This window comes from Bacillus paramycoides (assembly GCF_001884235.1).
Classification (GTDB): domain Bacteria; phylum Bacillota; class Bacilli; order Bacillales; family Bacillaceae_G; genus Bacillus_A; species Bacillus_A paramycoides.
Genome location: NZ_MAOI01000075.1, coordinates 37,562 through 63,983, shown reverse-complemented (window position 1 = coordinate 63,983; position 26,422 = coordinate 37,562). Strand labels below are relative to the sequence as shown.

Here is a 26,422-nt window from a genome sequence, read left to right as displayed (position 1 = left end):
TTCTGACACATAATAAAATGTGAAATTAGGAGCGGATATTTTGATTCAAGTAGCCTTACGTGTATATCGATTACAATTGTATACGATCTTTAGTGGTTTACTACTAATGTGGGCGGTTACTCCGTTTGGAAAACAAGTGACAGGGTTTGGTATCGGTTTAGCGGTAAGTGCATATTGTCTTTGGTTATTAGCTCGCAGAGTGGAGAAAATAGGAAGAAGTATTGTGCTGAAAGAAAAGGCTCCTGGATTAGGAGTTTTAAACCGATTTGCAGCCGCGATATTAGGGGCTATCATTATGTATGAAATTGAGCATGAAATGGAAATGTGGGCATTTGGTACAGGGATTTTAGGTGGGCACTTTTTAATGATTGCGAATTTAGCCTATGCGAATATGCAGCTAGTGAAAGAAGAAGAGAAGCAAAAGAAGAATGCTTCACAAAAAATAGAGTTATAATGAAAGGAACCTTATCGGGTTCCTTTTTTGAGTTTGATAATAAATTGCACAATAGTTAATATAATGTGTACGATTCAATGGTGCAATCGAATTAAAGATAAATATAATACGCTCCTTTTTTAGGTTTTTCAATAGTATGGAAAATAATAAAAAAAAATTTAAAAACCCATCGATTTCTAAAGCTTATGTATGTTATCATGACAAAAGAATTTGTGAAAGAGGTGGATACCAATGTTACAAGCGTTACTTATTTTTGTGCTTCAAATTATTTACGTTCCAATTTTAACAATCCGTACGATTTTGCTTGTAAAGAATCAAACAAGATCCGCTGCTGGTGTAGGATTGTTAGAAGGAGCCATTTACATTGTCAGTTTAGGTATTGTGTTTCAAGATTTATCAAATTGGATGAATATTGTTGCCTATGTCATCGGCTTTAGTACGGGACTTTTATTAGGCGGTTATATAGAGAATAAATTAGCAATTGGATATATTACGTATCAAGTTAGTTTACTAGACCGTTGTAATGAATTAGTAGATGAATTACGCCACTCTGGATTTGGCGTTACAGTATTTGAAGGCGAAGGAATTAATTCAATACGTTATCGCTTAGATATCGTTGCAAAGCGTTCTAGAGAGAAAGAACTGTTAGAAATTATTAATGAAATTGCGCCGAAAGCGTTTATGTCATCTTATGAAATTCGCTCATTTAAAGGTGGATATTTAACGAAAGCGATGAAGAAGAGAGCGTTAATGAAGAAGAAAGATCATCATGCATCGTAAATAAAAGGGAGCAGCTGAAAAGCTGCTCCTTTTTATTTTATATAAACTAGCGGTCATTCAATAATTTAATTGGGGGTAGCGTCAGGACTTTGCGCTTTTACAACTGTATATCTAACCTGTTTAAAGTTTACCATTAACATAAAAGTAAAACTTTCCGTTTGTTGTTTCCAGCCATTTAAGTGGTACAAAACTTTGTTCAATAAGGAATCAGACTTTTTCCCGCACGAAGGATTTGCAGAATGGGAACGCATTCAAGGCTGCTGGATACAGATTGCAGAAGGCATACCTTCTGCAGGTAGTGGACCTCTTCGTTTAGCGATAATGGATATTGAGGCTGAACGGACAAGGATAGTCAGGGAATTAAATGTAGCAAAATTCGAGATTCATTCTCGTAAAGAAGTACCTGTAAAATGGGGAACATTTAGTGATCCGTGGGGGAATCGACTAGGATTTTTTGAATACTTAGATAAAAAAGAACAAAATGAACGGATTAAGGCGATTTTCAAATTAACCTAATTAGGCTGCTGAATAAAACAATAAATTCGATTATAGTCCAAAGTTTAGGAAGATAGTTAAAGTTATAATAAAAATTTCATTTTAGCAGAAAGTGAGAAGGTGATAAGCGTTTTACTATTATAGGGTATTGTAGGTCGTGAGAATAGTACCTACACGACCTACAATACCCTATAAGCGCTCTTTTTTCTAATTACTTTTTAATGGCTTTTCAAGTTAATATATTAAAATTTCATGTTCTGGTTCTAAATGTATTAGTATGTGAGCACGATCAAATTGTTTCTTAATATTTTGCTCTATCCGATCACATAACTCATGTGCTGTTTCAATGTTATAGTGAGATGAAACGACAAGATGAAAATCTATGTATTCAGTTGGACCTGAACGCCTTGAACGAAAATCATGAAACTCAATATATTCATCTTTATAATATTCTATAATTTTTATGATTTTTTGTTCTTCTTCTGGTAATAAACGTGCATCAATTAATGGGGGAAAGGACTCTTTCATTAATTTGAAGGCTTCAGTCATAATATAAACAGCTAAAATAATTCCAATGATTGGGTCTAGAAAACTCCATTCAGTTAGACTAACTAGAAATAAGCTAATTGCAACACCTAAGGAAGTGTAAACATCAGTGAGTAAATGTAGTGCATTAGATTTCATTGCAATAGAATTTGTTTTTTCAGCAGTTTTGTTAACAATTCGTGATACTACAAAATTGATGAGTGCTCCAATCAACATAACAACTATTCCTAAAAATGGGAGCCGAATTGGTTCAGGGTGTATCAATTTAAGGACACATTCATAAATAATCCAAAAACCAGCTATAAAAATTAGTAATGTTTCGATTGTTCCAGAAATATTTTCTACTTTTCCATGTCCATAGGGATGTAATTTATCCGCCGGTTTATTTGAAATTCGGACAGAAAAGAAAGCGATGATTGAAGCTAATAAATCTAAAGAGGAATGAATGGCTTCGGAAAGAATAGCTACTGAACCAGTAAATATACCAATAACAACTTTTAAAATAACAACAAAAGAGTTACTTAATACTGACAAAAAAGCTACTTTTGATGAATTCATTGTTACATATTCCTCCTACCTTTTATTAATTAATTTTTATGTTATCAGTTCAGAATACAGTGGGTCTATAGCAATCTTTTTGCAAAAGACAATAAAAATTGAAGCGGTTTCAATATGTTTCCCTTGGGCATATTTAATTGTTAATGAAAAAATTGAAATATAAGTTAGTAGAATGAATTAAAGACAGGCAATAAGAGGAGCCTAGTGCTTTTGATAAGTAATCTTCGGTGCAATACTAAAAGATAACGCTCCAATCACGGCAAAAGGCGTTTCTAAAAAACGAGCTGTAAGGGAAATCTGCACTCAAAATAACATTTCTATGGGTAACATAATGGTCTTTGGAGACGATTGGAATGATTTTAGCTGCTGTGGGACCTGCGTGAGGGACTGTACTTAATCAAATAGCTGAAGAAAAGGCGAAAGTAAAATAAAAAAGGAAGTAAGGGGTGTATTATACTATCTCTTATTTTCTTTTATTTTAAATTTCGATGTAACGAATTGTTTCACTGTAGTGGAATTTCTAATAGTTTAAATATATCTTTATACTGTTGGGAAAGTTTGATTGTTCATGCCTGTAAGCGCTAACCATTGCGAATAAAGATGTCATGTATCAGTTATACTATGTAATATTTCTTCATTACAAAATATGGTGGTAAGTATGACTAAGCAAACAATTACTTTATTTCAAGTTTCTATGATACTCATTGGTAGTATCGGGATAATCAATCATGTCATTATGATTCCTATGTTATTAGATAGCTCGGGTAGAGATTCGTGGATTTCAATCCTATTAGTAAGCGTTATATACTTGATTTGGATTTCATTAATATTCATCATTTATAAAAACATAAAAAATGAACATTTGTTTTTGTGGTTAAAAATTAATTTTGGGAAATTCATTATATATCCAATAATATTCATGGTTGTACTTTATTTGATAACAATTGGTGTCGTTGCACTAAAAGAAACATTAACCTTTTTCTCTTTTTATTTACCAGAAACACCTCGGTTTGTATTAGGAATACTTTTTTCAATGATTTGTTTCTACAATGCTGAAAGAGGAATTCAATCTATTGCACTTACAACAGGTGTTTTGTTACCTATTGTATTTCTACTTGGTTTTTTTGTAATGTTTGCAAATGTTCCACATAAAGATTATTCTTTACTTCAGCCAATGATGGAAAATGGAATGAAGCCAGTATTTAGGGGGATGGTTTATCCTGCAGCAGGATTTCTAGAGTTAATTTTTATTCTTTTTTTACAACATCATATTTGCTCGAAAATCAAATTATATCAACTGATTGCTTTGGGTATTGTTATTATTGGCATCACAATAGGCCCAGTTATGGCAGCTATTATAGAATTTGGTCCTTTCGTAGCAGCAAACCAACGATATCCAGCATTTGAAGAATGGAGACTTGTGTCAATAGGAAGGTATATTGAAAATTTAGACTTTCTCTCCGTGTATCAGTGGCTTGTAGGGATCTTAATTCGTTTGTCACTTGTTGTTTTTCTTATTCCAGATTTGTTATCAATTACAAATCAGAAAACGAGAAATGGGGTTATGTTTGCAATACTTTCATGTATTTTATTAATAAGTATACTACCCATCAGTGACTCTAGTTTCTATTGGTTTGTATCTCAAATTGTTTTACCAGTTTCAGCATTAGGGCTATTTTTGTTTTCTATCTTACTAATAGTGTTTGTATGGGTTGTTACATATAAGAAAAGCTCTTGAAAGAGTATGAGAATGTATATTATATAAGGTTGCTGAGTTTGAAGGAGACAACGTAGATGAACAAACGAGTAGAATTAAACGAGAAGATAATACTAGAGTGGTTTGAAGGATGCAACGATGTAAAAGTAATAAAGCGTGAATTGGATGAGAAAGAAAAAACGGGGTCAGTATTGTTTTTGTATTGTCAAAACTTAATTGACAATACAAAATTAAAACAAGCCACATCATCTCAAGTTTGCAAAGAGCTTTTAAGTAATTCGATAGAAGAATTTAACCTTTCAACATTAATTCCCCAGTTATCAGTAAAGAAATTAGATATAGTAAATTCGAATGAAACTATCTCTCAGATTATATTTGAAGGTAACCTCCTCATTATTTTTGAAGAATCTAAACAAGGATATATAGTTGATATTGCCCAAATACCTACAAGATCCGTTGAACAAACAAATACAGAGATGACCATTCGTGGTGGACGTGATGGATTTGTTGAAGAGTTAAACACAAATATAGGATTAATTAGAAAAAGACTAAAAACGAGTTCTCTTAGTTATGAAGAATTTATTATTGGAGAAAGAACACAAACTAAAGTAGCACTCTTGTATTTAAAAGATATCGCATCCCAAGATATAATCAATCAAGTTCGATTAAAATTAAGACAAATTAAAATAGACGGGGTTGTTTCAAGTGCACAAATTGAAGAATTAATCACAAATAATCAATTTAGTGTATTTCCTTTAGTTGAATATACAGGGCGACCCGATTATGCTGTGAATTGTTTGTTGTATGGACGTTTTATTTTACTAGTTGAAGGGTCACCAACAGCCACTATTGCACCAGTTACATTTCCTTTTTTTGTGAATACATCTGAAGATCAAGACCTTTTCTATATATTCGGTAGCTTTGTACGACTTGTAAGTCTTTTGGGGATAGGAATATCTATATTTCTTCCAGGGATTTGGATAGCGCTAATTACATATCATCCGGATCAGATTCCCTATACATTATTAGCTACATTAAGTTTATCAAGAGAAGGGATTCCTTTTCCTGCTCCTTTAGAAGGGCTAATTATGATGACCTTATTTGAAATTTTGAGGCAAGCGGGATTGCGCGTTCCTGCCGTATTTGGTCAAACATTATCTGTTGTAGGGGGATTAATTATTGGACAAGCTGCTATTAGTGCTGGAATTGTTTCAGCATCTATGGTCATTATAATAGCAATCTCGGTTGTTTCGACATTTGCTTTAACTAATCAGTCAGTAACAGGGATAATAAGTATATTGCGATATGTAGTATTCTTGATATCTTCTTTATTAGGAATAGTAGGATTTATATTCTGTATCTTTGTGATTGTGATTCATGTAGTAAATTTACGTTCTTTTGGAGTTCCTTTCTTTACACCATATTCTCCCCCTGTGTTTAAAAGTATGCTAGCAGCCACATTTAGAATTCCTTTCACGTATATGAATAGAAGACCTAAAGAATTGCATACTCAAGATAATACAAGGAAAAGAGAGAGTACTGATGAAAAAAAATAAAAGAATTGTTTTATTTCTTTTTATGTTGTGTACGTTTTTAACAGGGTGTTGGGATCAAAGAGAGTTGCATCACGTTTTGTATATAAATAGTCTAGGTATCGATTTTAAAGATAATAATTATATCATCCGTCCACAATTTATTAATTTTTCTAACATAGCTAAACAAGAAGGGAGCACTACCCGTAATTATAGCCCAGCTTATATTGGAAAGGGAAAAGGACTCATTTTAGATGATGCAACATTTGATTTTTATAAGAGTGCTCAACAAGAGATCTCATGGGAACATATCAAAACGATTGTTGTAACAGAGAGATTTCTAAAACATGGTGATTTTAATCAATTTAATGATTTTTTCTCTCGTTTTTTTCAGTTTCGAGATACTATGTGGATATTTGGAACTAAGGAGCCTTTAGAAAATATATTAGCGAGCAATAATATTTTAAATATTTCTCAAGTATATACAATTATTAATTTGCCACAAGAGATAACCAAGCAATATTCAATTATAGATCCTTTACCTTTATATAAATTCCAAAGAGATTATTATGAACCTGGGATGACAACTCGAATTCCTTTCTTAGCTACGACTAAAACAAATTGGAAAAAAGGGCATACATCATTTCCGATGTTAAAATTTAATGGTTATGGTTTTATAAGTGATAAATCCTATATAAATCATTTAAATAGCCACGATATTGCTGGAGTTCGATGGACGGATGAAAATACCAAACGAGCTCCATTGCTATTAAAATTTAATAAAAAAATAATTGGACAAATAATATTAAAAAACCCAAAGATAGATACGGATTTTTTTGCAAAAAAAGGGAAGTTGCGCATACTTATGAACATCCATTTCGATGCTGATATTTATCAATTAATAAATTCTATGCCTGTAAATAATTTAAAAAAAATTGCAGAGGACCAAGTTGAAAAAGAAATTAAAAAAACGTACCGAAAAGGAATCGAAAAAGGGATTGACACGTATCAGTTATCACAAACATTATATCGTCAGAATTTTAATTTGTGGAAAAAATATAAAAAAGAGGGGAGAATATCCCTTCAAAATAAAGAAATAGATTTTAATGTCTCGATTAATATAGCTACAAATGGAAAATCTAAAAATATGCGTAATATCGTCGAGCATTAGAATGATTGAAAATGAAAGAAAACGTAAAATATCGACTCTAAATAGGAGATTCGAAAGGACACACGTATTAGAACTCTAGGCTAACGCAGTAGAAACCGGCTCTGTAATCGGAGTCGGTTTTATTTATTACGTATTTAAATTGGACTAAGTGGGGAATAGGGGCAGGAGTTTCTCTCCTTTTCTACCCGTTTCCCAATCGAATTACCGAAATATTCTTTCTTCATTGTATAGGATAATAATAAAAGATGGAATGATTTCCAAATTCACACCATCTTTTTTAAACAACTATTATATATTTTAATCTATCTTTGGAGTATATATAAGGTGAAATTTTTGTTATGGGGGGTACTTTAAAATCTTTGCTTGATGGGCATGGAATCCCGCCACATTGCCTATCAACTTAAGAAAAATAAACATTCCTAAAACAAAAAAATGGGCTGATTTCTCAAAATAACTAACTGTGAAGAAAGAAAATTTTCATTTAGAGGCTACTTTAAAACCTTTGCTTGATAGCGATGTGATTCTACCCCAATTGTAATTTTTTAATGATGTTCCGTACCTTTACATAGAGACATGTTTTCTTTAGAGATGAGTTTTTTCTTATTTAAACCGTGAAGTGAAAGAAAGCCAATTAATCCACATACCCCGAAAATAACCCATGGTACGAACGTTTTCTGTAAGTTCGATGTAAACCATGTCCCTGTATAATTACCAATAATAAAACCAAATGCGAGTGAAAGTTGATAAAAGCCGAAATAGGTAGCTGTGTATGATTCGTTACTGTAATTCGCAATAGCGATGTCAGCGTTAGGTAATACGAGTGTTTCTCCAATTGTAAATAAAATTACACAAATAAAAATCCAATATGGGTGCTGGAATAAAGGAATGAGTGAAAAGGAAATTCCCATTAATAAAACACCGTATTTAATGATAGAGAGTGTATTGTATTTATGAAAAATCTTTCGGAATAATATCATAAATATGACGCCTGTTATTGCATTTATTGTAATAACTAAAGTAGCGAGTTGGTTACTATGACTAATGTTTTTCATATGAAGTGGAAGTGCGACAGTAAGCTGAGTAAACATAATGTAGAAGAAAATCATAATAAATGAAAATGAAAGAAAAATTTTATTTTGTAAGATGGCTTGTATTCCTAATGTAATAGACGTGTTTTCAGTAGAAACTTGGAAGTGGTTTTTAAGAAAATAAAAAATAAGAGCAAATAATAGCATGAGAAATCCGGCTAGTGCGAAAGCATATATCGGATCTAATAGGAGTAAGAAACCTCCTGCAATTGGTCCGATTATCGCACCGCAATTAAAACTAAGGTTTAAGTATGTAAATAAACTTTTTCTCATATGAGCTGGTTGTGAACCGAATATGGCGCGAGCTGCAGGTTCGTAAAATGCAGTCCCAAATCCAATGAGAGCGGAAGAAATAGAAATTGTATAGAAATCTGAGCATATTCCTAAGAAAATAAATCCGATTCCTCTTAAAAATAATCCGGCTATCATCATAAAGATATAGCCTATTTTGTCAGCGATTAATCCTGAGAATAAAGGGATAACTCTAGATGTAATTGTCATAATCGTTAAAACTGTTCCGACTTGTACAGCTGAAAAGTGTAGAAAATTTAATAGATAAATAGTTAAAAATGCATATACCGCAAAATACCCAAAAGCCATAAAAAATGAAGAAATGAGCATAAAACGAATCGGAATTGAGAAATTTTTCATAGAACTCCTCCTAATTATGTAACCATTAAAATTAATTACTGGTTAACGATTTTATATTATAATTATACATAAAGTCAGAAAAAAGTAAATTTTAGAAAGATGGTGAATATATTTGAGCCAAAATCAAGAGGCACCTGATCAACTTGAGATAATGAGAGAATTTTTAAATACATGGAGAATACCAAATGATACAAGAAATCCTATAGATCAGTTTCAGACGATAGATGATGTTATAACATTTAGGGAGAAATATTGGAAAGAGGAGCTATTGTTTCATACCTTGGACGAGTTAAAGCAATTTAGAGAGGATATTCGTCGTACTGTTGAAGAGCAGGGAATGTTGCAAAAGTGGTTTGAGAAATATCCATTCCGAGTATGTGTGGCAGAAAATATGGAGGATATCGCATATGAACCGATAGGAGAAAATAATTTGTATACGAAGATGTTACAAATTATTTTGAAGGCTATTAATCAAAAACAATGGGGGCGATTAAAAGCGTGTCCAGATTGCCGCTGGGTCTTTTACGACCATTCCCGTAATGGAAGTAAAAGATGGTGTGGCATGTATGCTGGAGGGGAAGAAGGCAGAGCTTGTGGTACAATCGCAAAAGTGAAAAATTATCGAGCTAAAAGAAAAGGAAGATCAGGTTATAACGGTTAATTCGTATAGGAGAAGAAAAAAGAGGGGGGAATGTAAAAGTGGTGGAACAAACAAAAATGTTAGAGCTAAATAAAAAGTGCTGGGACGTAGTAGCACCTCATTTTTTTCAAGTAGATTGTTTACCTAAATACGGACCGTATACGGCATCAGAGGACGAAATCCATTTATTTGATTCAATTGAGAATAAAACTGTTCTCGATATTGGATGTGGTAGTGGGCATTCTTTGCGATACATGGCGGAACATGGTGCAAAGGAATTATGGGGACTTGACCTTTCGAGTACGCAAATTAAAACAGCGAATGAAACGTTAAAGTCTTGGAATCCGAAGTTAATATGCGGAGCAATGGAAGAGGAAGTAAATATTCCGAAAGGGTATTTTGATATTGTATACTCCATCTATGCATTAGGATGGACTTCAGATTTAGGGAGAACATTAGAAATTATTTATTCATATTTAAAGCCAGGAGGGAGTTTTATTTTTAGCTGGGAGCATCCGGTATATTCAAACTTACAGTATGGTACAGAAGAAATTGTTTTAAAGTCTTCCTATCATGAAGAAACTCCTATTACGTTTGAAACATTTAAAGGAGAAGCAGTACAAGCGACATTATATAAAAGAAAAATGAGTACATACATAAATGAGTTAAATAGAGCCGGATTTACAATTGAGAGAATAGAAGAACCTGAACCAGCCAGTAGGTTTGATGAAGAAATGGCAGAGCCTTCTACAAAATACTATTCTTTATATAAAGCTAGAATGGTGCCGACTACTTTTATTGTGAAGGCGAGGAAGTAACTAGTGCTACATAAAGAAGGGGAAGAAATGGATCATATTCATATGGTGAAGATTGGTGAAGTGCGATCTTCTATAGATGAAAAAGTGTACAGTAATTGGGGAAGTGTTATTTCTAACATTAAAATATATCCAGAGTATATTGGAGGATTAGCTGGGCTTGAGGATTATTCTCATGCAATTGTTATTTTTTATATGAATGATTTCCAGGAAGAAAATAACGAGTCGTGGGTTAGAAAGCCAAGGGGATTAAGTGATTTTGATGAAAAGGGATGTTTTGCGCAACGGACAAAGTATCGTCCAAACCCTATTGGAATAACTACTGTTGAAATATTGTCGATTAAAAATAATGTTATTACTGTGCAAGGATTAGACGCTAATGATCGAACGGCTATTTTAGATATAAAACCATACATTACTGCTTTTGATGCAAGGGAAAATGTATGTGTTCCAGATTGGATGAATAAATTAATGCAAGATTATTTTTAGTGGTAATACAAAAGGCTTTGCAATTATAAATTGCAAAGCCTTTTGTATTACATTATATCGTACGTATAATCTATTTATCTTTTCGGCTGAAAAATATGTTGGAAAAAGTATTTGTGATGTAAATTATCGACCATTTTGTTTGCTTGATACGTACGTTGTTGTTCTAATCGAATGCGTTGCTCCATCATTTTTACTTCGTGATCTGATAAACGTAACATTATACATGTCTCCTTTTCTATAAATATAGGTTTCTGTTTGATATCGATTCCATAATTTATAGTTAAGGAGGTATACTGTGTAACATAGGCAAAAAGCACCTTCCTCTCCCATTACGCTTACGAGGTTAGCTGTCGGACTCGGGAAGTGAGAGTTTCCCTACTTAAAAAGATTCGCCCCAAGTAGCAAAAAGCTACATAAATGGTTCCCCCGCTCCAAAAAAATGGACTCAGCAAAAGGTTGTATAAAGTAAAAAATAACATAAAGAAACAACTAAGTCAAATTATTTCGTATTTTCTGTCTTTTTTAGTTGTGTAAGAATCATACCATCAGGGAGTGTTGTATCTATTACTTCAATGAAGCCGTGTTTTTTATATAATGCGATAGCGGGAGTATTTGCCTTACCTGTTTGTACAATATACGTTTCAGAAGAGGAGAACATGTCAAATATATGTAGGAGCAGCTTCGTTGCAATCCCTTTATGAAAATGATCGGGTGAGACTACTAAACGATGAATATCAACTACATCTTCATCAATTTTAAAAGAAATAAATCCGGTGAGTAAGTCTTCATAAAAATATCCGTAAAAAGTTTCATCACAATTTTGAATATCAGTTACAGTATCATATAAACGGGGGATGGCTGTACTATTTATATATTTTGCCTCAATTTCATAAGCGGGAATTTGAATTTTTAAAATAGACGTAGCTGTATCGTAAGAGTTTACTATTAATTTTTGAATCATAGTTTATAATCTCCTTTTAGGCTGTTTTTTCATGCGTTTGACAAGATTTTTCTTTTCTGGATATAATAAATATAAGGATTAAGTAATAAGTTGGTAGCTAAATAGAGTCATACTATTATAGGTACAATTGCAGTTTCTATAACAGGTAAAGATTTTCCTACTCGTATGTTCGGAAATATAATCGCTTGTTTACTAGGGGTTTGGCTAGGTGATGAATTATTGTGCTTAGTGTCCTTTGTTAGATGGTGTGTATACATAGGGGCGATTGTTCTAATTCTCATTGTATCATTTATCGTAAAGGTCGCAAGAAGATAAATTTATAATATATACAATGATGAAAAGCCCTTTATAAGGGCTTTTCATCATTAACTGAGGTGGTATAGTTGGAGAAAGTAAATTTGAGAAAAAGAGATAAGCTGAAAAAGTTTTTTAAAGAACAAAATTATTTAGCGGTGTTACTTGGATTTGCATTATTGTTCATTAACATATTGTTGCTAACAAAAATTTCATTTGTCTTTACACCGTTTATTGTCTTTTTGAAAACAATCTTCTTCCCAGTGTTATTGGCGGGAGTCCTATTTTACATCTTGCATCCTTTCGTTTCATTTCTAGAGAAGAAGGGTGTTTCAAGAATTGTATCGATAGCTTCTATATATATACTTGTATTAGGGCTATTTGTGTTTTTAGTTGTAACGGTTATCCCGATTATTAGAGACCAAATTGATGCGTTAATAAGTAACTTACCGTATTTCGGTCATGAGATTGAAAGAGCAGCACGTAGACTTGGAGAAAGTAATTTACTTGGTAAAATTCAAGAGAATTTAAATGTTGATGTTGCGAATATAGTAAAAGATTACACAGTAGATTTTACAAAATCGTTATCATCAGTAACGGGAAATGTAACAGGATTTTTAAGCACAGTAACTGAGGTCGTCTTAACATTTGTGATGGTTCCCTTTATATTGTTCTATCTTTTAAAGGATGGCGAACAGTTACCGAATCACTTTTTAAAGTTTATATCTGAGCAAAGGCAACCAGCTGCGAAGAGAATACTAGATGATATGCATTATGCGATTAGTTCGTATATTAGGGGACAAATCATTGTTAGTCTATTTATCGGAATTATGTTATTTATCGGGTATTTAATCATTGGAATTAAATACGCCGTATTACTCGCTATTTTGGCGATGATTGTAAACGTTGTTCCGTATGTAGGCCCTGTTATTGCGATAACACCAGCATTAATTATCGCATTTATTGACTCACCAGCAATGATTTTAAAAGTAATTATTGTAATGATGGTTGTACAACTAGCAGAAGGGAAATTTATTTCACCACAAGTAATGGGGAAAAAGTTAGATATTCATCCCATTACAATCATATTTATCATTTTGACCGCAGGGAATTTATTTGGAATTATGGGGGTTATTTTAGCAATTCCGGGATATGCGATACTAAAAGTGTTAGTGACGCATGGTTATAGATTTGTTAAGTTGAATACGTGAAAAAAGAGCTGAAACAGATAAAACTGTTTTAGCTCTTTTTCATTAACAATTGATTTGCATATTGGCGCGCCCATTGATCAACTTCCAATATGGCATCTAAAGAAGGATCTTTTACGTTATGATGAGCCTCAACTGTTTTGTAAATTGTTTTTTCAATATCGAAAAATGCAATTTCATTTTTAAGAAATAGTGCATTTGCAATTTCATTCGCTGCATTTAATACGGCGGGAGTAGTACCACCGATTTTGCCACATTCATATGCGTATTGTAGACATGGGAACTTCTCTAAATCTGGTTTTTCAAAATGTAAACTACCGATTTCTAGTAAATTTAATTTTTCATAGGAAGAAGGTAGTCGAGTAGGGTAGTGAAACGCATATTGAATCGGCATTCTCATATCAGGAGCACCAAGTTGTGCCATGACTGATCCGTCAATAAATTCGACTAAAGAATGAATAATACTTTCTTTATGGATCATAACATCAATTTTTTCGTAAGGAATATCAAATAACCATCTCGCTTCCATCACTTCAAACCCTTTATTCATTAATGTGGCAGAATCGATTGTTAGTTTTGCCCCCATTAACCAGTTTGGGTGTTTTAAAGCATCCTTCGCTTGTAATAGTTTCATTTCTTCACGTGCTTTATCACGAAAAGCGCCACCAGAAGCTGTAACAATTAGTTTTTCGATTTCTTTATTATTTTCTCCGTTTAAACATTGGAAGATGGCTGAGTGTTCGCTATCAACTGGAATTAAGCGACATCCGTTTTGTTTCGCTAATTCGGTTACGATATGTCCAGCTGCAACTAAAGTTTCTTTGTTAGCGATGGCAATATCTTTCTTTGCTTTTAATGCTTCAATCGTTGGAAGTAATCCTGAAACACCGACAACGGAACTTAATACAAGATTTGTATCAGGATGAGTAGCTACTGCAATTAAACCATCAGTCCCATATGTAATTTTCGTATTTGTTGAAATACGAGAACGTAATGTATCTGCTAATTCTTTTGTCGCAACGTTTCAATTTGTTTTTCGAGAAGATCGACATTATAATTTGCGGTTAAACCGACGATTTTAAAATGTTCAGGATGAGCTGAAACGACATCTAATGCAGATGTGCCGATGGACCCTGTTGAACCTAAAATTGATATATATTTTACCATGAAAAAAACCTCCAAAGATGTTTCAATTATTTCTACAAACCTATATACTATTAAACAATTAAAGTGGAAATTCCTGCTATATAAAACAGAAAATTAGGGTTTATTTGGAAGTGAAGTGTGATAAACTGTGGAGAATAAGTGGAAAAGCAATGAAAGAGAAGAGTACATATTCGAAACTTTTCAGAGAGCTGATATGTGGTGAGAATCAGTAAGGGATGAATATGGAATGGGCTCTGGAGCTTCTAACTGAAATGAGTAGGTTAAAGACGGTTACTTCACGTTATCGAAGTATGAAGTGAGCTAATGATAGCTAATAAAGGTGGTACCGCGGGAGTCTCTCGTCCTTTTTAAGGATGAGGGGCTCTTTTTATTTTGAGAAAGGAGGAGTTAGGGTGAATGGAAAAATAATGTTAACAGGAATTAAGCCAACAGGATATCCGCATTTAGGAAATTATATTGGAGCGATTAAACCTGCATTACAAATGTCAAAGAATAATGAAGGAAAAGCATTGTATTTTATAGCTGACTATCATGCATTAAATGCTGTGCATGATCCGAGTCAGTTTAGTAGTTATACGAAAGAGGTAGCAGCTACTTGGTTATCACTTGGACTTGGAGAAGATGTGATTTTCTATCGACAAACAGAAGTACCAGAGATTTTAGAATTAGCCTGGATATTAGCTTGTCTAACTCCGAAAGGACTTATGAACCGTGCTCATGCGTATAAAGCGAAGGTAGAGCAAAATAAAGAAGCGGGTTTAGAAATTGATGCAGGAGTTAATATGGGGTTATATACGTACCCGATTTTAATGGCGGCTGACATATTATTATTTCAAGCTACTCATGTACCAGTCGGAAAAGATCAAATTCAGCATATTGAAATCGCTCGTGATATTGCGACTTATTTTAATCATACATTCGGCACGACATTTACGCTTCCAGAGTATGTGATACAAGAAGAAGGGGCAATTTTGCCCGGACTTGATGGAAGAAAGATGAGCAAGAGCTATGGAAATGTTATCCCACTATTTGCAGAGCAAGAAAAACTCCGAAAGCTCATTTTTAAAATAAAAACAGATTCTTCACTTCCAAATGAACCGAAAGAACTAGAAACGTTATTTACAATATATAAAGAATTTGCGACAGAAGATGAAATTCAGTCGATGCGTGAAAAGTATGAGACTGGAATTGGATGGGGCGATGTGAAAAAAGAATTATTCCGCGTTGTAGACCGTGAATTAGCAGGTCCTAGGGAAAAATACGCAACGTATATGAATGAGCCGCACTTATTATATGAAGCGTTAGAAAGAGGTGCTGAGAGGGCACGGACTATTGCGAAGGCAAATTTAGCGGGAATTAAAAAACGGATTGGGTTTGAGAGGGAACGTTAAGCGTTCCCTTGTTTTTGTTTGAAATCTGTAATAACTCTTTCGATTACAGAAGGAAGATTACTAGGTAACTCATCAAGTGAAAAGAAGTGCAGTTCTTTCGATTCAGTATAGTCGCATACAAGCTCACCTTGGAATTCGCGGCAAATATAAACAACGAGTACACCATGCACTTGATCACCGTTTGGATAGATTTGAAAAAATTCTGGGCCAGAATATGTACGGAACATTTCTGGATTTTTGATAATAAGCCCAGTTTCTTCAAATACTTCTCGTTTTAAAGCGTCTTCTAATGTTTCGTTATATTCTAAGGCCCCGCCGATAATACCCCAGCGGTTAAAATCTGTACGGAGCTGCAGTAATATTTCATTTTTCTCATTTAATACAATTGCGTGTGATCCTATTAAAATAAGTGGATGATTTCCTACTCGTTTTCTCATGTCTTCAATATAACCCATAATTTTTCTCCTTATTTTTAATAATAGTTAGGAAGTTCTTTTAACATTCTTTCTGTGTTATGTGCTGTAAAGGCTAGGTTATGATCATCTTTTGTTCTAAAAAATAATGTGCGTAAAAAGGTTTTAATGTTGGCACATAAAATACAATACTCATTAAGCGAAAGGCGTTTTCTAATTTGAGGAAGCCTTTTTATTTTTTTATGAATAATTGAAATTAACTCATCTTGCGGGAAGTCATGATACAGCATCGATACTAAGGGGGAACATTTCTCTCATCTTCATTGTTATGGTAAATATCCAATGGAGAACCTTCTCCGCACTTTAAAGATGCGATCTTTTCTAGTATTCTAGATATTCAAGGACAATCCTGCTCATGCAAGGAGAACAATTAGAAATTCGAGTATGATATAGATGAGGGAAGAATATGACGAATATAGAACAGTTAGAAAAATATTTCAAAATAAGAAGAAGTGCTTCTTCTATAGTGATAAAAGAAAATAATGCAGAGGTTTTGACAGAAGAGCAATTAGAAGAGATGATGCAACGTTGCGTTGCTGAGGTAGAAAAAGATGGATTAGAAAAACTGCATGTTGAGATTTCTTCAAAAAGTCCAAATTATGATGCGTATAGGAAATGTTTCGGAAAGCATTCATTTGAACATTTTGCTGAAAACATAATTGTATTTAAGGATATATATGAAGTGGATGATATAGAAAGTGATATCGATTTTAAGCTTGTTGAGGAAGTAGGAGAAGAAGCCTTTCACTCTCTTTGGAATGAAGTGACGGAAGAACAAGTAGCGTATGATCAATTTGTACATATGATGGAGCAAGAAATTGGTGGGCAATGGAAAGAACATTGTTTAACAGCGGTTGTAGGTGAAGAGCTAATAGGAATTGTAATCCCGTATATTGAGAGAGGTACGTTAGAAGAAGGGAGACTCATGTATTTTGCAGTTGCTCCAAATATGCGAAATAAAGGGTATGAAGCAGCATTATTTACAGGGGCGATGTTTGTCTTAAAAGAAATAGGAGCTTCTTATTATATTGGCGAGACAAATGTGAAAAATGAGTGGATGAAGGATATTTTTGAAAAGAACGGATGTCAGCTGCTAAGTTCTACTGAGCGATATGTGAGAAAGTTTTAGAAGGATGAATGACATACTCTCTCGAACTCATTTAGCGGGAGGGAGTATATATGTTGAAGCAAACATTGCATTCATTCACTTTACTGTATCCGAAAATATTGTTAGAAGGCTGGAAAATTGAAAAGTTTTCAGAACGTAATGAAGGGGAAAAGTGGGAAACTTTTTGTTTTCAAGTTATTACCCCAACTAGCAAGTTTCGAGTTAAGGAATTTTTTCTTGATATAATGGAACCGGTGTTTCCAGATAGTTGTCTTTCTCAGGCAAAAGGAGATTGTTTTCAATATAAAGGGCTTGTGTATTGGAAAGGTGTAAATTATAAGGGGAAAGAAAGTTATGTAACATCTAAATGGAAAACGCAAATTGAAATTTCTATTGATCTTGGATATGTAAACCAAGATCAAATGGAAAGGTTCTTATTCGAGTTACAGCCGGTAAATACGGAGTTTGCGAAAACGATATTACATACACCGTTTCACCATTTAAGCTTTCAAGCGAAAAGAGGTGAAGTTGGTGAGATAGGAAGATGTCATGAATGGAATTCTCCAGATGACGTATCATATTCGCAATTGCCAATTCATAAAAAGTTAAGTTGGAAGCTCGAATCGATTGGATTCGGAAATGATGAAATGCAGTATGTATACTGGGACGAAGAGAATAAACTATATGCACTTTGGGTTTGTAGGCATAAAAATAAAGCGTACTATCCTATTTCTTCATGGACAACGAATTATGGCGCGAAACAAGTAGTAAATGGTTTAGAGTTTTATTCACACCAGGACCGAGGCACAGTTGTATATGAAGATTTAGGTGATGAGCAAATCGCTTATGTTTTTCGCGGTAATCCGTGTACAACTTATGAACAAATAAAAGAACTTTTTGTATGTTTGTAAGATAAACAGAAAAATCAAAACGACAAAGTAAGCTTTCCTATAATACAATAGAGAAGGATTTGACTATACGAAGAAAGCGTTGGTGAAAGTATGAAGCAACAAAAAAATTGGTTACAAGCAACTGTAGAACGAAATGAAGATAATACGTTACATATAGAGTGGGAAAATAATATAGAAGAAGTTCGTATTTATTGGAGTACTTCACCAGAACATATTGAAGAAAGTGGAGAGTTACTTGTAACGGTAATTGGAGAGTCATCATGTACAATTGAAAACCCGAGTGAAAATGAGCGTCCATATTTTAGGTTAGTAGGAAGTAATGGACAAGTGGTAACTGTAGCGGAGCGCAGATTACCATTACAAGGAGCGTTTAACTTCCGTGATATGGGAGGATATGAAACGACAGAAGGCCGTAAAGTAAAATGGGGCAAATTGTATCGTTCTGAAGAGTTAGCAGGATTAACAGAATGGGATATCGAGTATTTACAGAAGTTGGGATTAAAACTAATTTGTGATTACCGTACAGATTTTGAAGTGAAGCATAAGCCGAACCCAGGCATTAAGGGTGCTCGTCAAGTATGCATACCAGTTATGCAAGACTTAGCGAAAGATTTAAATATAAATGAGTTTTTCCAGGTTGGTGACTTATCTGTATTAGGAAAACCTGGTGAATATTTAGTGAAAATGAATCAAGATTTTGTGAAGGGTAATGAGGCGTTTGTGAGCTTTTTACAGTTAGCACAAAATCCAGAAAACTTACCGTTAGTGAATCATTGTACAGCCGGTAAAGATCGGACTGGCTTTGGCTCAGCATTATTATTACTTCTATTAGGTGTATCAGAAGAAACGGTAATGCAAGACTATTTACTAAGTAACGGTTTCCGTGAAAAGTTAAACGAAAAAATGATGGCATTTTTAGGTGCCAAATTACAAAACGATGAAAGTAGAGCAATATTAGGGGCGATGTTTGAAGCACGCGCTGAGTATTTACAGGCTGCGATTGATGAAATTAAAAAGCAGTATGGATCTATTGAAGCATATGCTGAAAAAGGACTTGGCTTTACGAAAGAATCATTAGAGGAAATGAAAGAATTACTTTTGGAAGATCAATAACAAGAAGGGAGGCTGATTTAGATTAGTCTCCTTTTATTATTGTTGATATAATTTCGTTTATGAGGATGTTGTGCACCGAGGGGGAAATGGGTGAAAAGAACTTACGAATCGGGGGATAAAATGATTCATACACGTTTAAAAGCAGACGAGTTAAGGGGAAAGCTAACAACAATATTAAGTCAAGAATATAAGGATTTAGCTGTTCAGGATTTAAAGGTGATTGGAACAGGAGTGCAAAATATTGTTTTTCGAGGAGATTCAGAAAAAGGACCTTTAGCATTTCGAGTGCCGTGGGAACGTGAAGTGGAAAATATAAATGAAGATTTATTTAATAGTCGACTTTCGTTGCAAAAGGAAGCAGAGCTTTCTAAGTTTTGTAATTCAAAAGGTATTCCAGTACCAAGGATATACGGATTGCATCTTTCTACCGACCTTGATTTTTTAATTTCGGATTATGTGGCTACGGATCATATGCCTATTCCTGCGTATAAAATAGGAGAGCTAGTTAACAAGCTTCATAGTATGTCACTTGAAGGTTTACATTACGAGCAAAACATTAGAGAGCCAATTAGTAAGCGTATAGCGGAACGAATTGTGAAAAGAGTAGAAGGTTTTAATACAATTACGAACTGTAATATTAAACTTCCAGATGCACAATCAATTGAACATATTCTTAGTAGGGCTGATCATACGAAAAGTTTATTGCATATGGACATTCGACCAGCAAATTTAATTGGATATAACGGAGAAGTTAAAGCGATAGTTGATTGGGATAACGCTCTAATTGGTCATCCATTATTGGAGCTTATGAGAATAGCTGAAACGAATGAGGTTAGTTGGGATGAATTTAAAGATGGATATAAGAATGATAATATCTTTAACGCTACTCCTCATATCGTTAGTTTGTTTTATAGATTAGATACCTCGGTTATGCTTGCAAACTTATTTATAGCACATTTGAAAATAGAAGATAAAGGTGTATTCTATAAAGAGCGAGTCAAAGCACTTTATAATGAAATATATAAAAGCTTATAATTAAGCTATAAGAATGAAGTTTTTAATATAGGAATTGAGGAGAGCATCATGAAATACAAAGTTATATTATTTGACGTAGACGATACATTATTAGATTTTCCTGAAACAGAAAAAAACGCATTACATAATGCGTTTGTACAATTCGGCATGCCTACAGGGTATGATGATTATCTTGCAAGTTATAAAAAGATTAGTAATGGATTATGGAGAGATTTAGAAAATAAAATGATTACGCTAGGTGAATTAGCGGTAGATCGATTTAGACAATTATTTGCTCTTCATAATCTAGAAGTGGATGCACAGCAATTTAGTGATGTATACCTTGAAAACTTGGGGAAAGAAGTACATCTTATAGAAGGTGCAGTGCAATTATGCGAGAATCTTCAAGATTGCAAGTTAGGTATCATTACGAATGGATATACAAAAGTGCAACAATCTAGAATTGGAAATTCGCCTTTAAGTAACTTCTTTGATCATATTATTATTTCAGAAGAAGTAGGCCATCAAAAACCAGCTCGTGAGATTTTTGATTATGCCTTTGAAAAGCTTGGCATTACTGATAAATCAAGTGTACTAATGGTTGGAGATTCGCTAACTTCTGATATGAAAGGCGGAGAAGATTACGGTATTGATACTTGTTGGTATAATCCTAGTTTAAAAGAGAATACGACAGGCGTTAAGCCGACTTATGAAGTGGAGAGTTTGTTGCAAATTTTAGAAATTGTGGAAGTGGCGGAAGAAAAGGTAGCCTCATTTTAATCATGTTGATATTTGTCGATAAATCGATATATCGAAAAAATCGTTGATATATTGTAAGTTGTGTTAGATATATTTGAAAAATCGTTCAACTAATATATGGATTGAAAAATAGCGCTACTATACTAAGGTCATTCATGTGTTATAATGCATGAATTAAATATACGTATATGCATAGTTTTTCAGAGTGATTCGATGTCAGGTTTGAGCTGTGTAACAACTAGAGGTGAGTGAAGGATGTTAACGTTTTTATTTGAGTTAGACAAGGCTATTCCGCAGAAGGATGAGCCACGGTATGTCTCTTATACAAAGGGCTTTATTGAAGGGGATTTAACAATTCGTGTCGGTGACAGAGTACTTTTTCAGAAGTCATGTATGAAGGTCGCGGAGCTCGGCATTTATTTAGGACAGTGGATGGAACAAGTTCAACATGGGCAGAACGTACAAATGAATTATGAAACGAGTGACCGTGATGAAGTAATTCTCGGATTCTTCTATGAAGAGGACGATCAGTGGGGAGTTTCTTCCAGTTGGCAACAATTTGAACTTCAGGAGCGTATATCTACTGCAACATTAGTAGAGAGCGTTCAACGCTATTTATATGAGCTAAATAAGGAACTGCGCGCGATAGAATATCCTGTGACGTTTGATCAGTACTTAAGAGGAGAGCGAATGATGCAGCTTTCTTACAAACGACTGTGTGATAGTAAAGCGGATACGACGTCGATAGAGGTTTACAATGGAAGCAAACAAGTAGGCGTAGTACGGGGTTATTATAAAAATACGTTGATGAAAGTGCTAGACTTCATTCCGAAAGTTGGTAGTAATATCATTTACGAAATAAAGGATAGTAAGGACAATATTCGCGTCATTGCAAAGGATGTAAGTAGGCAGCGCCAAAGAAAGATTTTAGTAACGTACATCGATAATAATGATGCAGAGCATGAAGTGCTTGTATGTGACGGAAAGTTATTGGATGCAAATTTCTTATTTACCTTTACATATAACACAGAAGAATATGTTGTTCACAAAACTTCACTTGGGCTTGGAAAGTTATTACGAAACGGCTATGTAATTGCAGATTGGAATATTCGTCTTGAGGAAGACATGTATCACATCGAGATGAATGTATATGATGATGATTATATTGAGGATCAATACTTACTGTTAGGCGTATTTCATGCGGTTTTGTATGGGTGATAAAGTGAAACTATAATTAGTGGGATAAATGGGAAGTACCGGTATTCTTCATGGGAAGGATGCCGGTATTTTTTTATGGTTCTGAAAAAAGGACGGTATTTTCGTTGCAACCTATTTGTCGCTTTGATAAATGTAGTGATAAAAACTATAAAAAATAGGCATATCAAGCAAAGTGTTGATACACCTTAAAACTACATTGTTAAACAACATGGGTCGTCGTGTAGTATATCTTATATATCTTTGATTACTTTAGATTCAGTATTACATATTAGACTTGGTGCCCTTTATTAATCATCAAAAATAAAGATTTCATCAATAGAACTATGAAGTTCTTTCGCTATATCGTGAGCAAGCTGCAATGAAGGATTATACTTTCCTTTTTCAAGATGGCTAATCGTTTCACGACGTACACCAACTTGTTTCGCTAAATCTTCTTGTGTCATATTCAATTTGGCACGGTATTCTTTTATCTTCGTTACGAACGCCATGGTGCATCTTCCATTTCATCAATTGGTTTATCGTAAAAGAAAATAGAGAAGCCGAACGTAAGAATGAGTGTGCCGAAAATAAGGGCGATATCAATCTCTTGTAATGTAGGATTCGGAAATAACATTTCAATAAACATAATGATAGCGGTTGTTAGTAATGTAACGATAAAGGCATTTCGGCACGATTTATTTACAATCTGTTCAAAAAGCTCATCATGATGAACTTTTCTATACGTTGTGAAAAAGGAGAAAAAACAAAACATAGTAAACAAGCCTTTTTCATAAAAAAATCCTAGAAAGCCAAAGAAACCGAGAAATCCTAAATATTTAATCCAAGTTGTTTTCACGATGGATTCTCCTTTCAGTGTTAGAAATAAAGTGAAACTTTAATCAGTGGGGGCATCCCCATTGATTATTAGTTGAACCAATCGGGCGTTTATGGGCAGTTGATGTCCCACCAAACTTCTTTGCTCCAGCCGAATTTTGAGGTGGGATTCTTACTGCCCGTTAATGCGGGATAAATCACTATATGTTATAAATATATCACATGTAGAAATGAATGGTAATAATAGTTTTACAGTTTGTTTCATAATAATAGTAAAAAAGGATAAATATTCTGTAAAATAAAAAGGAAAATATCGTAAAATGTTTGTAAGGAGGGGGAGAAAAAAATGCTAACTTGGATAATGATCGTTATATTACTTGTAGTTATTACTGTAATTGGCACGGTATTAATTGGGCGAAATGGTGATGCGAATTATAGTAAAGCGACAAAAGGAAATATTACACGGCTTACGATGATTTATATTATATTAGCTATTGTTTTAATAGTTGGACTTGGTGCTTATATTTACTTTAAAGGATAAAAGTACAACCCGATAAAACTGAAAAATAATAAAAATCTAAAAATATAAGTATGCTATAATGTTAATATAGTTATTTGGTAATTAAGGAAAGGATTGGATGGAATGATTGAAATTACGAATGTGTCAAAAAGTTATAATGGATCTACCTATGCAGTAAAAGATTTAAGTTTAACAGTACCTAGCGGAGAAATCTTTGGTTTTTTAGGACCGAATGGTGCCGGTAAATCAACGACAATTAAGATGATTACTGGTATTCATGGGGTGGACAAAGGGACCATTACGATTAACGGCAAAGATATTATGAAAGAGCCGATGGAAGCGAAAAAGACGTTTGGTTATGTTCCAGATAGTCCAGATATGTTTTTACGATTAAAAGGAATTGAATATTTAAACTTTATGGCAGATATGTATGAAGTGCCGAAAGAAGTACGACAAGAACGAATAGAGTCTTTAGCGAAGAAATTTGATCTTTATAATGCTTTATCCGATCAAATTCAAAGTTATTCACACGGTATGAGACAAAAGATTGTTATTATTGGTGTGCTTTTACACGAACCGGATGTGTGGATTTTAGATGAGCCATTAACGGGGCTTGATCCGAAATCTGCCTATATTTTAAAAGAAATGATGAGAGAACATGCAGATAAAGGGAAGATTGTATTTTTCTCTACACACGTATTAGAGGTAGCGGAAAAAATATGTGACCGCGTTGCTATAATTAATAAGGGGAATTTGCAGTTTAAAGGGAATTTAGCTGAAATGAGAGATCATTTTAAATCCAATGAATCACTTGAAAAAATGTTCTTGGAGATGACGGGCAATGAGTAAAATTTGGACGTTAACGAAAGTATTATTGAAATTAAATTATGCGGATTTCTTAACAGATAAAAAGAAACGATGGGCGTATTTATTTTCATTTGCAGCCATTTTATTTGTAGGTTTTTTAATATTCGGTTCGATGACCCATGGAATATATGAAGGAATGATACACCTCGGACAGAATCCAGGAATTGTTATTGCGATGGGATTAGCAGTTGCTAGTATATGGGTATTTTTGATGAGTATTATGAACATTTTAACAGTGTTTTACTATAGTAATGATGTTGAAATGTTGCTACCGTTACCGTTAAAACCAGCACAAATTATTTCGGCAAAGTTCTTTACAGTGTTAATTACACAATACGTAATGAGCTCGTTTATTTTATTGCCTATCTTTATTACTTACGGTTTAAAGAGTGGTGCTTTCATTACATATTACATTTATATGATTGTCATTTACATATTCTTCCCGATCATTCCGCTAGTTTTAGCTTCGCTAATTATGACAATTATTATGAGGTATACGAATATAGCGAAAAATAAAGATCGAGGAAATATTTTCATTGGAATTGTAAGTATATTATTTATCGTAGGAATTAATGTGTTTATGCAATGGAGAAATAAAAGTGCAGTATCTGGAGCTGGAGATTCGGTTGCGAATTATCTTGCAAATAATGAATCCTCACTTTTCATACAAATGACAAATTATTTTCCAACTACATATTTTGGAGCGATGGGATTAGTAGAAAGTGCATCGTGGAAAGGCCTATTATACGTTCTTATTTACATTCTTATTTCTATCGCGTTTTTCGGGCTGTTTTATTACATTGCAGAGCGCACATATTTGAAAGGGGTTATTGGACTTTCAACGAGTACAGCAAAGAAAGAGGTAATTTCAGCAGAAGGTTTACAGAAATCAACTGTACAAAGTTCTCATTTAAAAGCATATGTGAAAAAAGAATTTAAAACGTTATTCCGTACACCGCAATTTTTCTTAAACTGCATTGTGCAAACTTTTGTAATGCCGATTATGCTGTTTTTTGTTTTATTTGTACAAGATGGAAATTTAAAATGGATTACGGGGTATATTGATAATCCGGAATCAGCAGGTTTCGCAATTGGTGTTGGCCTTTGTGCATCGTTATTTTTAATGGGAAATAACGTAATTGCAACAACGTCATTTTCTCGAGATGGAAGCTCTTGGTTTGTGAATCGTTACTTACCAGTAAAGGCTTCCGATATCTTTTTCGCAAAAACATTAACAGCTTGGCTAATTAATATATCAATCTTAGCAGTATTCGGTATTACGATGGCAGTTGTAGCGGGGGTTTCTCCAGTATTTATGGTACTATGGTTCTTACTAAGTGCGAACGGTTTATTGTTAATCAATTTAATCGGTACACGCTGGGATGCACAAACTGCAGATATTCATTGGGATACAGAACAGAAATTATTTAAAAGCCGATATACAACTTTGTGGAATTTTTTAGCTAATATTTTAATAGCTTTAATTATTGTAGCGGGAGTAAGTGTATTATACTTTGTCCTTCATGTAGGACTGTGGGTTATGTTTATTATTTTATTTATACTGTTTACCATTGCCAATTTAATTTTAATTAGAATTTTAAAATTAAGTGCAGAACGTATATTGTCAAATATTAATTAAGAAGATAGATCCTCTGTATTCGTACAGAGG

General features: G+C 33.8%; 29 protein-coding genes, 2 pseudogenes, 1 riboswitch and 1 other annotated feature. Of the genes and pseudogenes, 22 read left to right on the top strand and 9 right to left on the bottom strand.

Annotated features, from left to right (window positions below; all coding sequences use genetic code 11):
- The first annotated feature begins 40 nt into the window (after positions 1 to 40).
- From BAU28_RS15625 to BAU28_RS15615, 3 genes are all read left to right on the top strand, one after another.
- Positions 41 to 454, top strand: a complete 414-nt coding sequence (locus tag BAU28_RS15625) for an ATP synthase subunit I (RefSeq protein WP_002172713.1) — start codon at positions 41 to 43, stop codon at positions 452 to 454.
- Positions 455 to 685: 231 nt separating this feature from the next.
- Entirely contained in the window at positions 686 to 1,234 is a 549-nt protein-coding gene (locus BAU28_RS15620; RefSeq protein ID WP_002172712.1) for a DUF2179 domain-containing protein, read from the top strand.
- 192 nt (positions 1,235 to 1,426) lie between these two features.
- Positions 1,427 to 1,750, top strand: coding sequence for a VOC family protein (locus BAU28_RS15615; RefSeq protein WP_328045655.1), 324 nt, complete (start codon positions 1,427 to 1,429; stop codon positions 1,748 to 1,750).
- A gap of 213 nt (positions 1,751 to 1,963) precedes the next feature.
- Here BAU28_RS15615 and BAU28_RS15610 read toward each other — a convergent pair whose 3' ends face one another.
- Complete coding sequence (locus tag BAU28_RS15610; RefSeq protein WP_002172710.1) at positions 1,964 to 2,833, bottom strand: cation diffusion facilitator family transporter; 870 nt, start codon at positions 2,831 to 2,833, stop codon at positions 1,964 to 1,966.
- A 220-nt stretch (positions 2,834 to 3,053) separates the two neighbouring features.
- Here BAU28_RS15610 and BAU28_RS31315 point away from each other — a divergent pair, with 220 nt between their 5' ends.
- The 4 genes from BAU28_RS31315 to gerXC all read left to right on the top strand — a co-directional run bounded on the left by BAU28_RS31315 (position 3,054) and on the right by gerXC (position 7,253).
- Complete coding sequence (locus BAU28_RS31315; protein ID WP_338061996.1) at positions 3,054 to 3,230, top strand: HAD family hydrolase; 177 nt, start codon at positions 3,054 to 3,056, stop codon at positions 3,228 to 3,230.
- A 261-nt stretch (positions 3,231 to 3,491) separates the two neighbouring features.
- Positions 3,492 to 4,571: a spore germination protein GerXB gene (gene gerXB / locus BAU28_RS15600; protein ID WP_071719061.1), complete on the top strand. Its 1,080-nt coding sequence runs from the start codon at positions 3,492 to 3,494 to the stop codon at positions 4,569 to 4,571.
- Positions 4,572 to 4,627: 56 nt separating this feature from the next.
- Entirely contained in the window at positions 4,628 to 6,106 is a 1,479-nt protein-coding gene (gerXA, locus tag BAU28_RS15595; protein ID WP_071719060.1) for a spore germination protein GerXA, read from the top strand.
- Positions 6,093 to 7,253, top strand: coding sequence for a spore germination protein GerXC (gerXC, locus tag BAU28_RS15590; RefSeq protein ID WP_071719059.1), 1,161 nt, complete (start codon positions 6,093 to 6,095; stop codon positions 7,251 to 7,253). The genes gerXA and gerXC overlap by 14 nt, the downstream gene beginning before the upstream one ends.
- A 542-nt stretch (positions 7,254 to 7,795) precedes the next feature.
- Here gerXC and BAU28_RS15585 read toward each other — a convergent pair.
- Positions 7,796 to 8,992 (bottom strand): MDR family MFS transporter, encoded by a 1,197-nt coding sequence (locus BAU28_RS15585; RefSeq protein ID WP_071719058.1) that lies wholly within the window; start codon positions 8,990 to 8,992, stop codon positions 7,796 to 7,798.
- A gap of 151 nt (positions 8,993 to 9,143) precedes the next feature.
- On the opposite strand from BAU28_RS15585, the gene BAU28_RS15580 reads away from it, so the two are divergent.
- From BAU28_RS15580 to tsaA, 3 genes are read left to right on the top strand one after another with little or no spacing between them, the layout of a single operon-like run.
- Entirely contained in the window at positions 9,144 to 9,653 is a 510-nt protein-coding gene (locus BAU28_RS15580; RefSeq protein ID WP_071719109.1) for a CGNR zinc finger domain-containing protein, read from the top strand.
- Between the two features lie 41 nt (positions 9,654 to 9,694).
- A complete protein-coding gene (locus BAU28_RS15575) occupies positions 9,695 to 10,450 on the top strand; it encodes a class I SAM-dependent methyltransferase (RefSeq protein WP_071719108.1) in 756 nt (251 codons plus the stop codon).
- A gap of 27 nt (positions 10,451 to 10,477) precedes the next feature.
- Positions 10,478 to 10,936, top strand: coding sequence for a tRNA (N6-threonylcarbamoyladenosine(37)-N6)-methyltransferase TrmO (gene tsaA / locus BAU28_RS15570; protein WP_071719107.1), 459 nt, complete (start codon positions 10,478 to 10,480; stop codon positions 10,934 to 10,936).
- A gap of 74 nt (positions 10,937 to 11,010) precedes the next feature.
- Here the strand turns inward: tsaA and BAU28_RS30435 are convergent, their stop codons facing one another.
- Positions 11,011 to 11,154, bottom strand: coding sequence for a hypothetical protein (locus BAU28_RS30435; RefSeq protein ID WP_002172701.1), 144 nt, complete (start codon positions 11,152 to 11,154; stop codon positions 11,011 to 11,013).
- Positions 11,155 to 11,252: 98 nt separating this feature from the next.
- A riboswitch (cyclic di-AMP (ydaO/yuaA leader) is annotated at positions 11,253 to 11,397 on the bottom strand.
- 38 nt (positions 11,398 to 11,435) lie between these two features.
- Positions 11,436 to 11,897 (bottom strand): GNAT family N-acetyltransferase, encoded by a 462-nt coding sequence (locus tag BAU28_RS15560; RefSeq protein ID WP_071719057.1) that lies wholly within the window; start codon positions 11,895 to 11,897, stop codon positions 11,436 to 11,438.
- 114 nt (positions 11,898 to 12,011) lie between these two features.
- Here BAU28_RS15560 and BAU28_RS15555 point away from each other — a divergent pair, with 114 nt between their 5' ends.
- Both BAU28_RS15555 and BAU28_RS15550 read left to right on the top strand, forming a co-directional pair.
- Positions 12,012 to 12,212, top strand: coding sequence for a hypothetical protein (locus BAU28_RS15555; protein ID WP_071719056.1), 201 nt, complete (start codon positions 12,012 to 12,014; stop codon positions 12,210 to 12,212).
- A gap of 68 nt (positions 12,213 to 12,280) precedes the next feature.
- Positions 12,281 to 13,402: an AI-2E family transporter gene (locus BAU28_RS15550; RefSeq protein ID WP_025148681.1), complete on the top strand. Its 1,122-nt coding sequence runs from the start codon at positions 12,281 to 12,283 to the stop codon at positions 13,400 to 13,402.
- Between the two features lie 28 nt (positions 13,403 to 13,430).
- Here the strand turns inward: BAU28_RS15550 and BAU28_RS15545 are convergent.
- Positions 13,431 to 14,566 (bottom strand): annotated as a pseudogene (locus tag BAU28_RS15545) (1-deoxy-D-xylulose-5-phosphate reductoisomerase).
- Positions 14,567 to 14,706: 140 nt separating this feature from the next.
- Positions 14,707 to 14,915, top strand: a binding site (T-box leader).
- A 4-nt stretch (positions 14,916 to 14,919) separates the two neighbouring features.
- On the opposite strand from BAU28_RS15545, the gene BAU28_RS15540 reads away from it, so the two are divergent.
- Positions 14,920 to 15,957 carry a tryptophan--tRNA ligase gene (locus tag BAU28_RS15540; protein WP_116500372.1) on the top strand — a complete coding sequence of 346 codons (1,038 nt, stop codon included), beginning with the start codon at positions 14,920 to 14,922 and terminating at the stop codon, positions 15,955 to 15,957.
- Here the strand turns inward: BAU28_RS15540 and BAU28_RS15535 are convergent.
- Together BAU28_RS15535 and BAU28_RS15530 are read right to left on the bottom strand one after the other, a co-directional pair.
- Positions 15,954 to 16,412 carry an NUDIX hydrolase gene (locus BAU28_RS15535; protein WP_071719054.1) on the bottom strand — a complete coding sequence of 153 codons (459 nt, stop codon included), beginning with the start codon at positions 16,410 to 16,412 and terminating at the stop codon, positions 15,954 to 15,956. The two genes, BAU28_RS15540 and BAU28_RS15535, sit on opposite strands and share 4 nt — an antisense overlap.
- Positions 16,413 to 16,429: 17 nt before the next feature.
- A pseudogene (locus tag BAU28_RS15530) lies at positions 16,430 to 16,716 on the bottom strand (DUF2785 domain-containing protein); the annotation flags it as partial.
- Between the two features lie 120 nt (positions 16,717 to 16,836).
- Between BAU28_RS15530 and BAU28_RS15525 the strand changes: the two are divergent.
- The 6 genes from BAU28_RS15525 to BAU28_RS15500 all read left to right on the top strand — a co-directional run bounded on the left by BAU28_RS15525 (position 16,837) and on the right by BAU28_RS15500 (position 22,553).
- On the top strand, positions 16,837 to 17,559 hold the full coding sequence (locus tag BAU28_RS15525) for a GNAT family N-acetyltransferase (RefSeq protein ID WP_071719053.1): 723 nt from the start codon (positions 16,837 to 16,839) through the stop codon (positions 17,557 to 17,559).
- A gap of 50 nt (positions 17,560 to 17,609) precedes the next feature.
- Positions 17,610 to 18,449 carry a hypothetical protein gene (locus BAU28_RS15520; RefSeq protein ID WP_071719052.1) on the top strand — a complete coding sequence of 280 codons (840 nt, stop codon included), beginning with the start codon at positions 17,610 to 17,612 and terminating at the stop codon, positions 18,447 to 18,449.
- A gap of 90 nt (positions 18,450 to 18,539) precedes the next feature.
- Positions 18,540 to 19,562, top strand: coding sequence for a tyrosine-protein phosphatase (locus BAU28_RS15515; RefSeq protein WP_071719051.1), 1,023 nt, complete (start codon positions 18,540 to 18,542; stop codon positions 19,560 to 19,562).
- 90 nt (positions 19,563 to 19,652) lie between these two features.
- Positions 19,653 to 20,597, top strand: coding sequence for a phosphotransferase family protein (locus BAU28_RS15510; RefSeq protein WP_071719050.1), 945 nt, complete (start codon positions 19,653 to 19,655; stop codon positions 20,595 to 20,597).
- Positions 20,598 to 20,645: 48 nt separating this feature from the next.
- The gene (locus BAU28_RS15505) at positions 20,646 to 21,356 is read left to right on the top strand and encodes a YjjG family noncanonical pyrimidine nucleotidase (protein WP_071719049.1); all 711 of its coding nucleotides are present in this window, start codon (positions 20,646 to 20,648) and stop codon (positions 21,354 to 21,356) included.
- Between the two features lie 234 nt (positions 21,357 to 21,590).
- A complete protein-coding gene (locus BAU28_RS15500; protein ID WP_071719048.1) occupies positions 21,591 to 22,553 on the top strand; it encodes a tubby C-terminal domain-like protein in 963 nt (320 codons plus the stop codon).
- A 287-nt stretch (positions 22,554 to 22,840) separates the two neighbouring features.
- Here BAU28_RS15500 and BAU28_RS15495 read toward each other — a convergent pair whose 3' ends face one another.
- Complete coding sequence (locus BAU28_RS15495) at positions 22,841 to 23,041, bottom strand: helix-turn-helix transcriptional regulator (protein ID WP_071719047.1); 201 nt, start codon at positions 23,039 to 23,041, stop codon at positions 22,841 to 22,843.
- On the bottom strand, positions 23,029 to 23,388 hold the full coding sequence (locus tag BAU28_RS15490; RefSeq protein WP_071719046.1) for a DUF3796 domain-containing protein: 360 nt from the start codon (positions 23,386 to 23,388) through the stop codon (positions 23,029 to 23,031). Before BAU28_RS15490 ends, BAU28_RS15495 begins: the two co-directional genes overlap by 13 nt.
- A 324-nt stretch (positions 23,389 to 23,712) precedes the next feature.
- On the opposite strand from BAU28_RS15490, the gene BAU28_RS15485 reads away from it, so the two are divergent.
- The 3 genes from BAU28_RS15485 to BAU28_RS15475 all read left to right on the top strand — a co-directional run bounded on the left by BAU28_RS15485 (position 23,713) and on the right by BAU28_RS15475 (position 26,392).
- Complete coding sequence (locus tag BAU28_RS15485; RefSeq protein WP_071719045.1) at positions 23,713 to 23,907, top strand: hypothetical protein; 195 nt, start codon at positions 23,713 to 23,715, stop codon at positions 23,905 to 23,907.
- A 102-nt stretch (positions 23,908 to 24,009) separates the two neighbouring features.
- On the top strand, positions 24,010 to 24,735 hold the full coding sequence (locus BAU28_RS15480) for an ABC transporter ATP-binding protein (protein ID WP_002172684.1): 726 nt from the start codon (positions 24,010 to 24,012) through the stop codon (positions 24,733 to 24,735).
- Positions 24,728 to 26,392 carry a putative ABC transporter permease subunit gene (locus BAU28_RS15475; protein WP_071719044.1) on the top strand — a complete coding sequence of 555 codons (1,665 nt, stop codon included), beginning with the start codon at positions 24,728 to 24,730 and terminating at the stop codon, positions 26,390 to 26,392. Before BAU28_RS15480 ends, BAU28_RS15475 begins: the two co-directional genes overlap by 8 nt.
- Positions 26,393 to 26,422: the final 30 nt, after the last annotated feature.

Coding starts and splice junctions, on each gene's coding strand:
- BAU28_RS15620 (WP_002172712.1), top strand. CDS start 686: ATGTTACAAGCGTTACTTATTTTTGTGCTTCAAATTATTTACGTTCCA.
- BAU28_RS15610 (WP_002172710.1), bottom strand. CDS start 2,833: ATGAATTCATCAAAAGTAGCTTTTTTGTCAGTATTAAGTAACTCTTTT.
- gerXB (WP_071719061.1), top strand. CDS start 3,492: ATGACTAAGCAAACAATTACTTTATTTCAAGTTTCTATGATACTCATT.
- gerXA (WP_071719060.1), top strand. CDS start 4,628: ATGAACAAACGAGTAGAATTAAACGAGAAGATAATACTAGAGTGGTTT.
- gerXC (WP_071719059.1), top strand. CDS start 6,093: ATGAAAAAAAATAAAAGAATTGTTTTATTTCTTTTTATGTTGTGTACG.
- BAU28_RS15585 (WP_071719058.1), bottom strand. CDS start 8,992: ATGAAAAATTTCTCAATTCCGATTCGTTTTATGCTCATTTCTTCATTT.
- BAU28_RS15580 (WP_071719109.1), top strand. CDS start 9,144: ATGAGAGAATTTTTAAATACATGGAGAATACCAAATGATACAAGAAAT.
- tsaA (WP_071719107.1), top strand. CDS start 10,478: ATGGATCATATTCATATGGTGAAGATTGGTGAAGTGCGATCTTCTATA.
- BAU28_RS30435 (WP_002172701.1), bottom strand. CDS start 11,154: ATGTTACGTTTATCAGATCACGAAGTAAAAATGATGGAGCAACGCATT.
- BAU28_RS15560 (WP_071719057.1), bottom strand. CDS start 11,897: ATGATTCAAAAATTAATAGTAAACTCTTACGATACAGCTACGTCTATT.
- BAU28_RS15540 (WP_116500372.1), top strand. CDS start 14,920: ATGAGGGGCTCTTTTTATTTTGAGAAAGGAGGAGTTAGGGTGAATGGA.
- BAU28_RS15535 (WP_071719054.1), bottom strand. CDS start 16,412: ATGGGTTATATTGAAGACATGAGAAAACGAGTAGGAAATCATCCACTT.
- BAU28_RS15525 (WP_071719053.1), top strand. CDS start 16,837: ATGACGAATATAGAACAGTTAGAAAAATATTTCAAAATAAGAAGAAGT.
- BAU28_RS15520 (WP_071719052.1), top strand. CDS start 17,610: ATGTTGAAGCAAACATTGCATTCATTCACTTTACTGTATCCGAAAATA.
- BAU28_RS15515 (WP_071719051.1), top strand. CDS start 18,540: ATGAAGCAACAAAAAAATTGGTTACAAGCAACTGTAGAACGAAATGAA.
- BAU28_RS15505 (WP_071719049.1), top strand. CDS start 20,646: ATGAAATACAAAGTTATATTATTTGACGTAGACGATACATTATTAGAT.
- BAU28_RS15500 (WP_071719048.1), top strand. CDS start 21,591: ATGTTAACGTTTTTATTTGAGTTAGACAAGGCTATTCCGCAGAAGGAT.
- BAU28_RS15495 (WP_071719047.1), bottom strand. CDS start 23,041: ATGGCGTTCGTAACGAAGATAAAAGAATACCGTGCCAAATTGAATATG.
- BAU28_RS15485 (WP_071719045.1), top strand. CDS start 23,713: ATGCTAACTTGGATAATGATCGTTATATTACTTGTAGTTATTACTGTA.
- BAU28_RS15480 (WP_002172684.1), top strand. CDS start 24,010: ATGATTGAAATTACGAATGTGTCAAAAAGTTATAATGGATCTACCTAT.
- BAU28_RS15475 (WP_071719044.1), top strand. CDS start 24,728: ATGAGTAAAATTTGGACGTTAACGAAAGTATTATTGAAATTAAATTAT.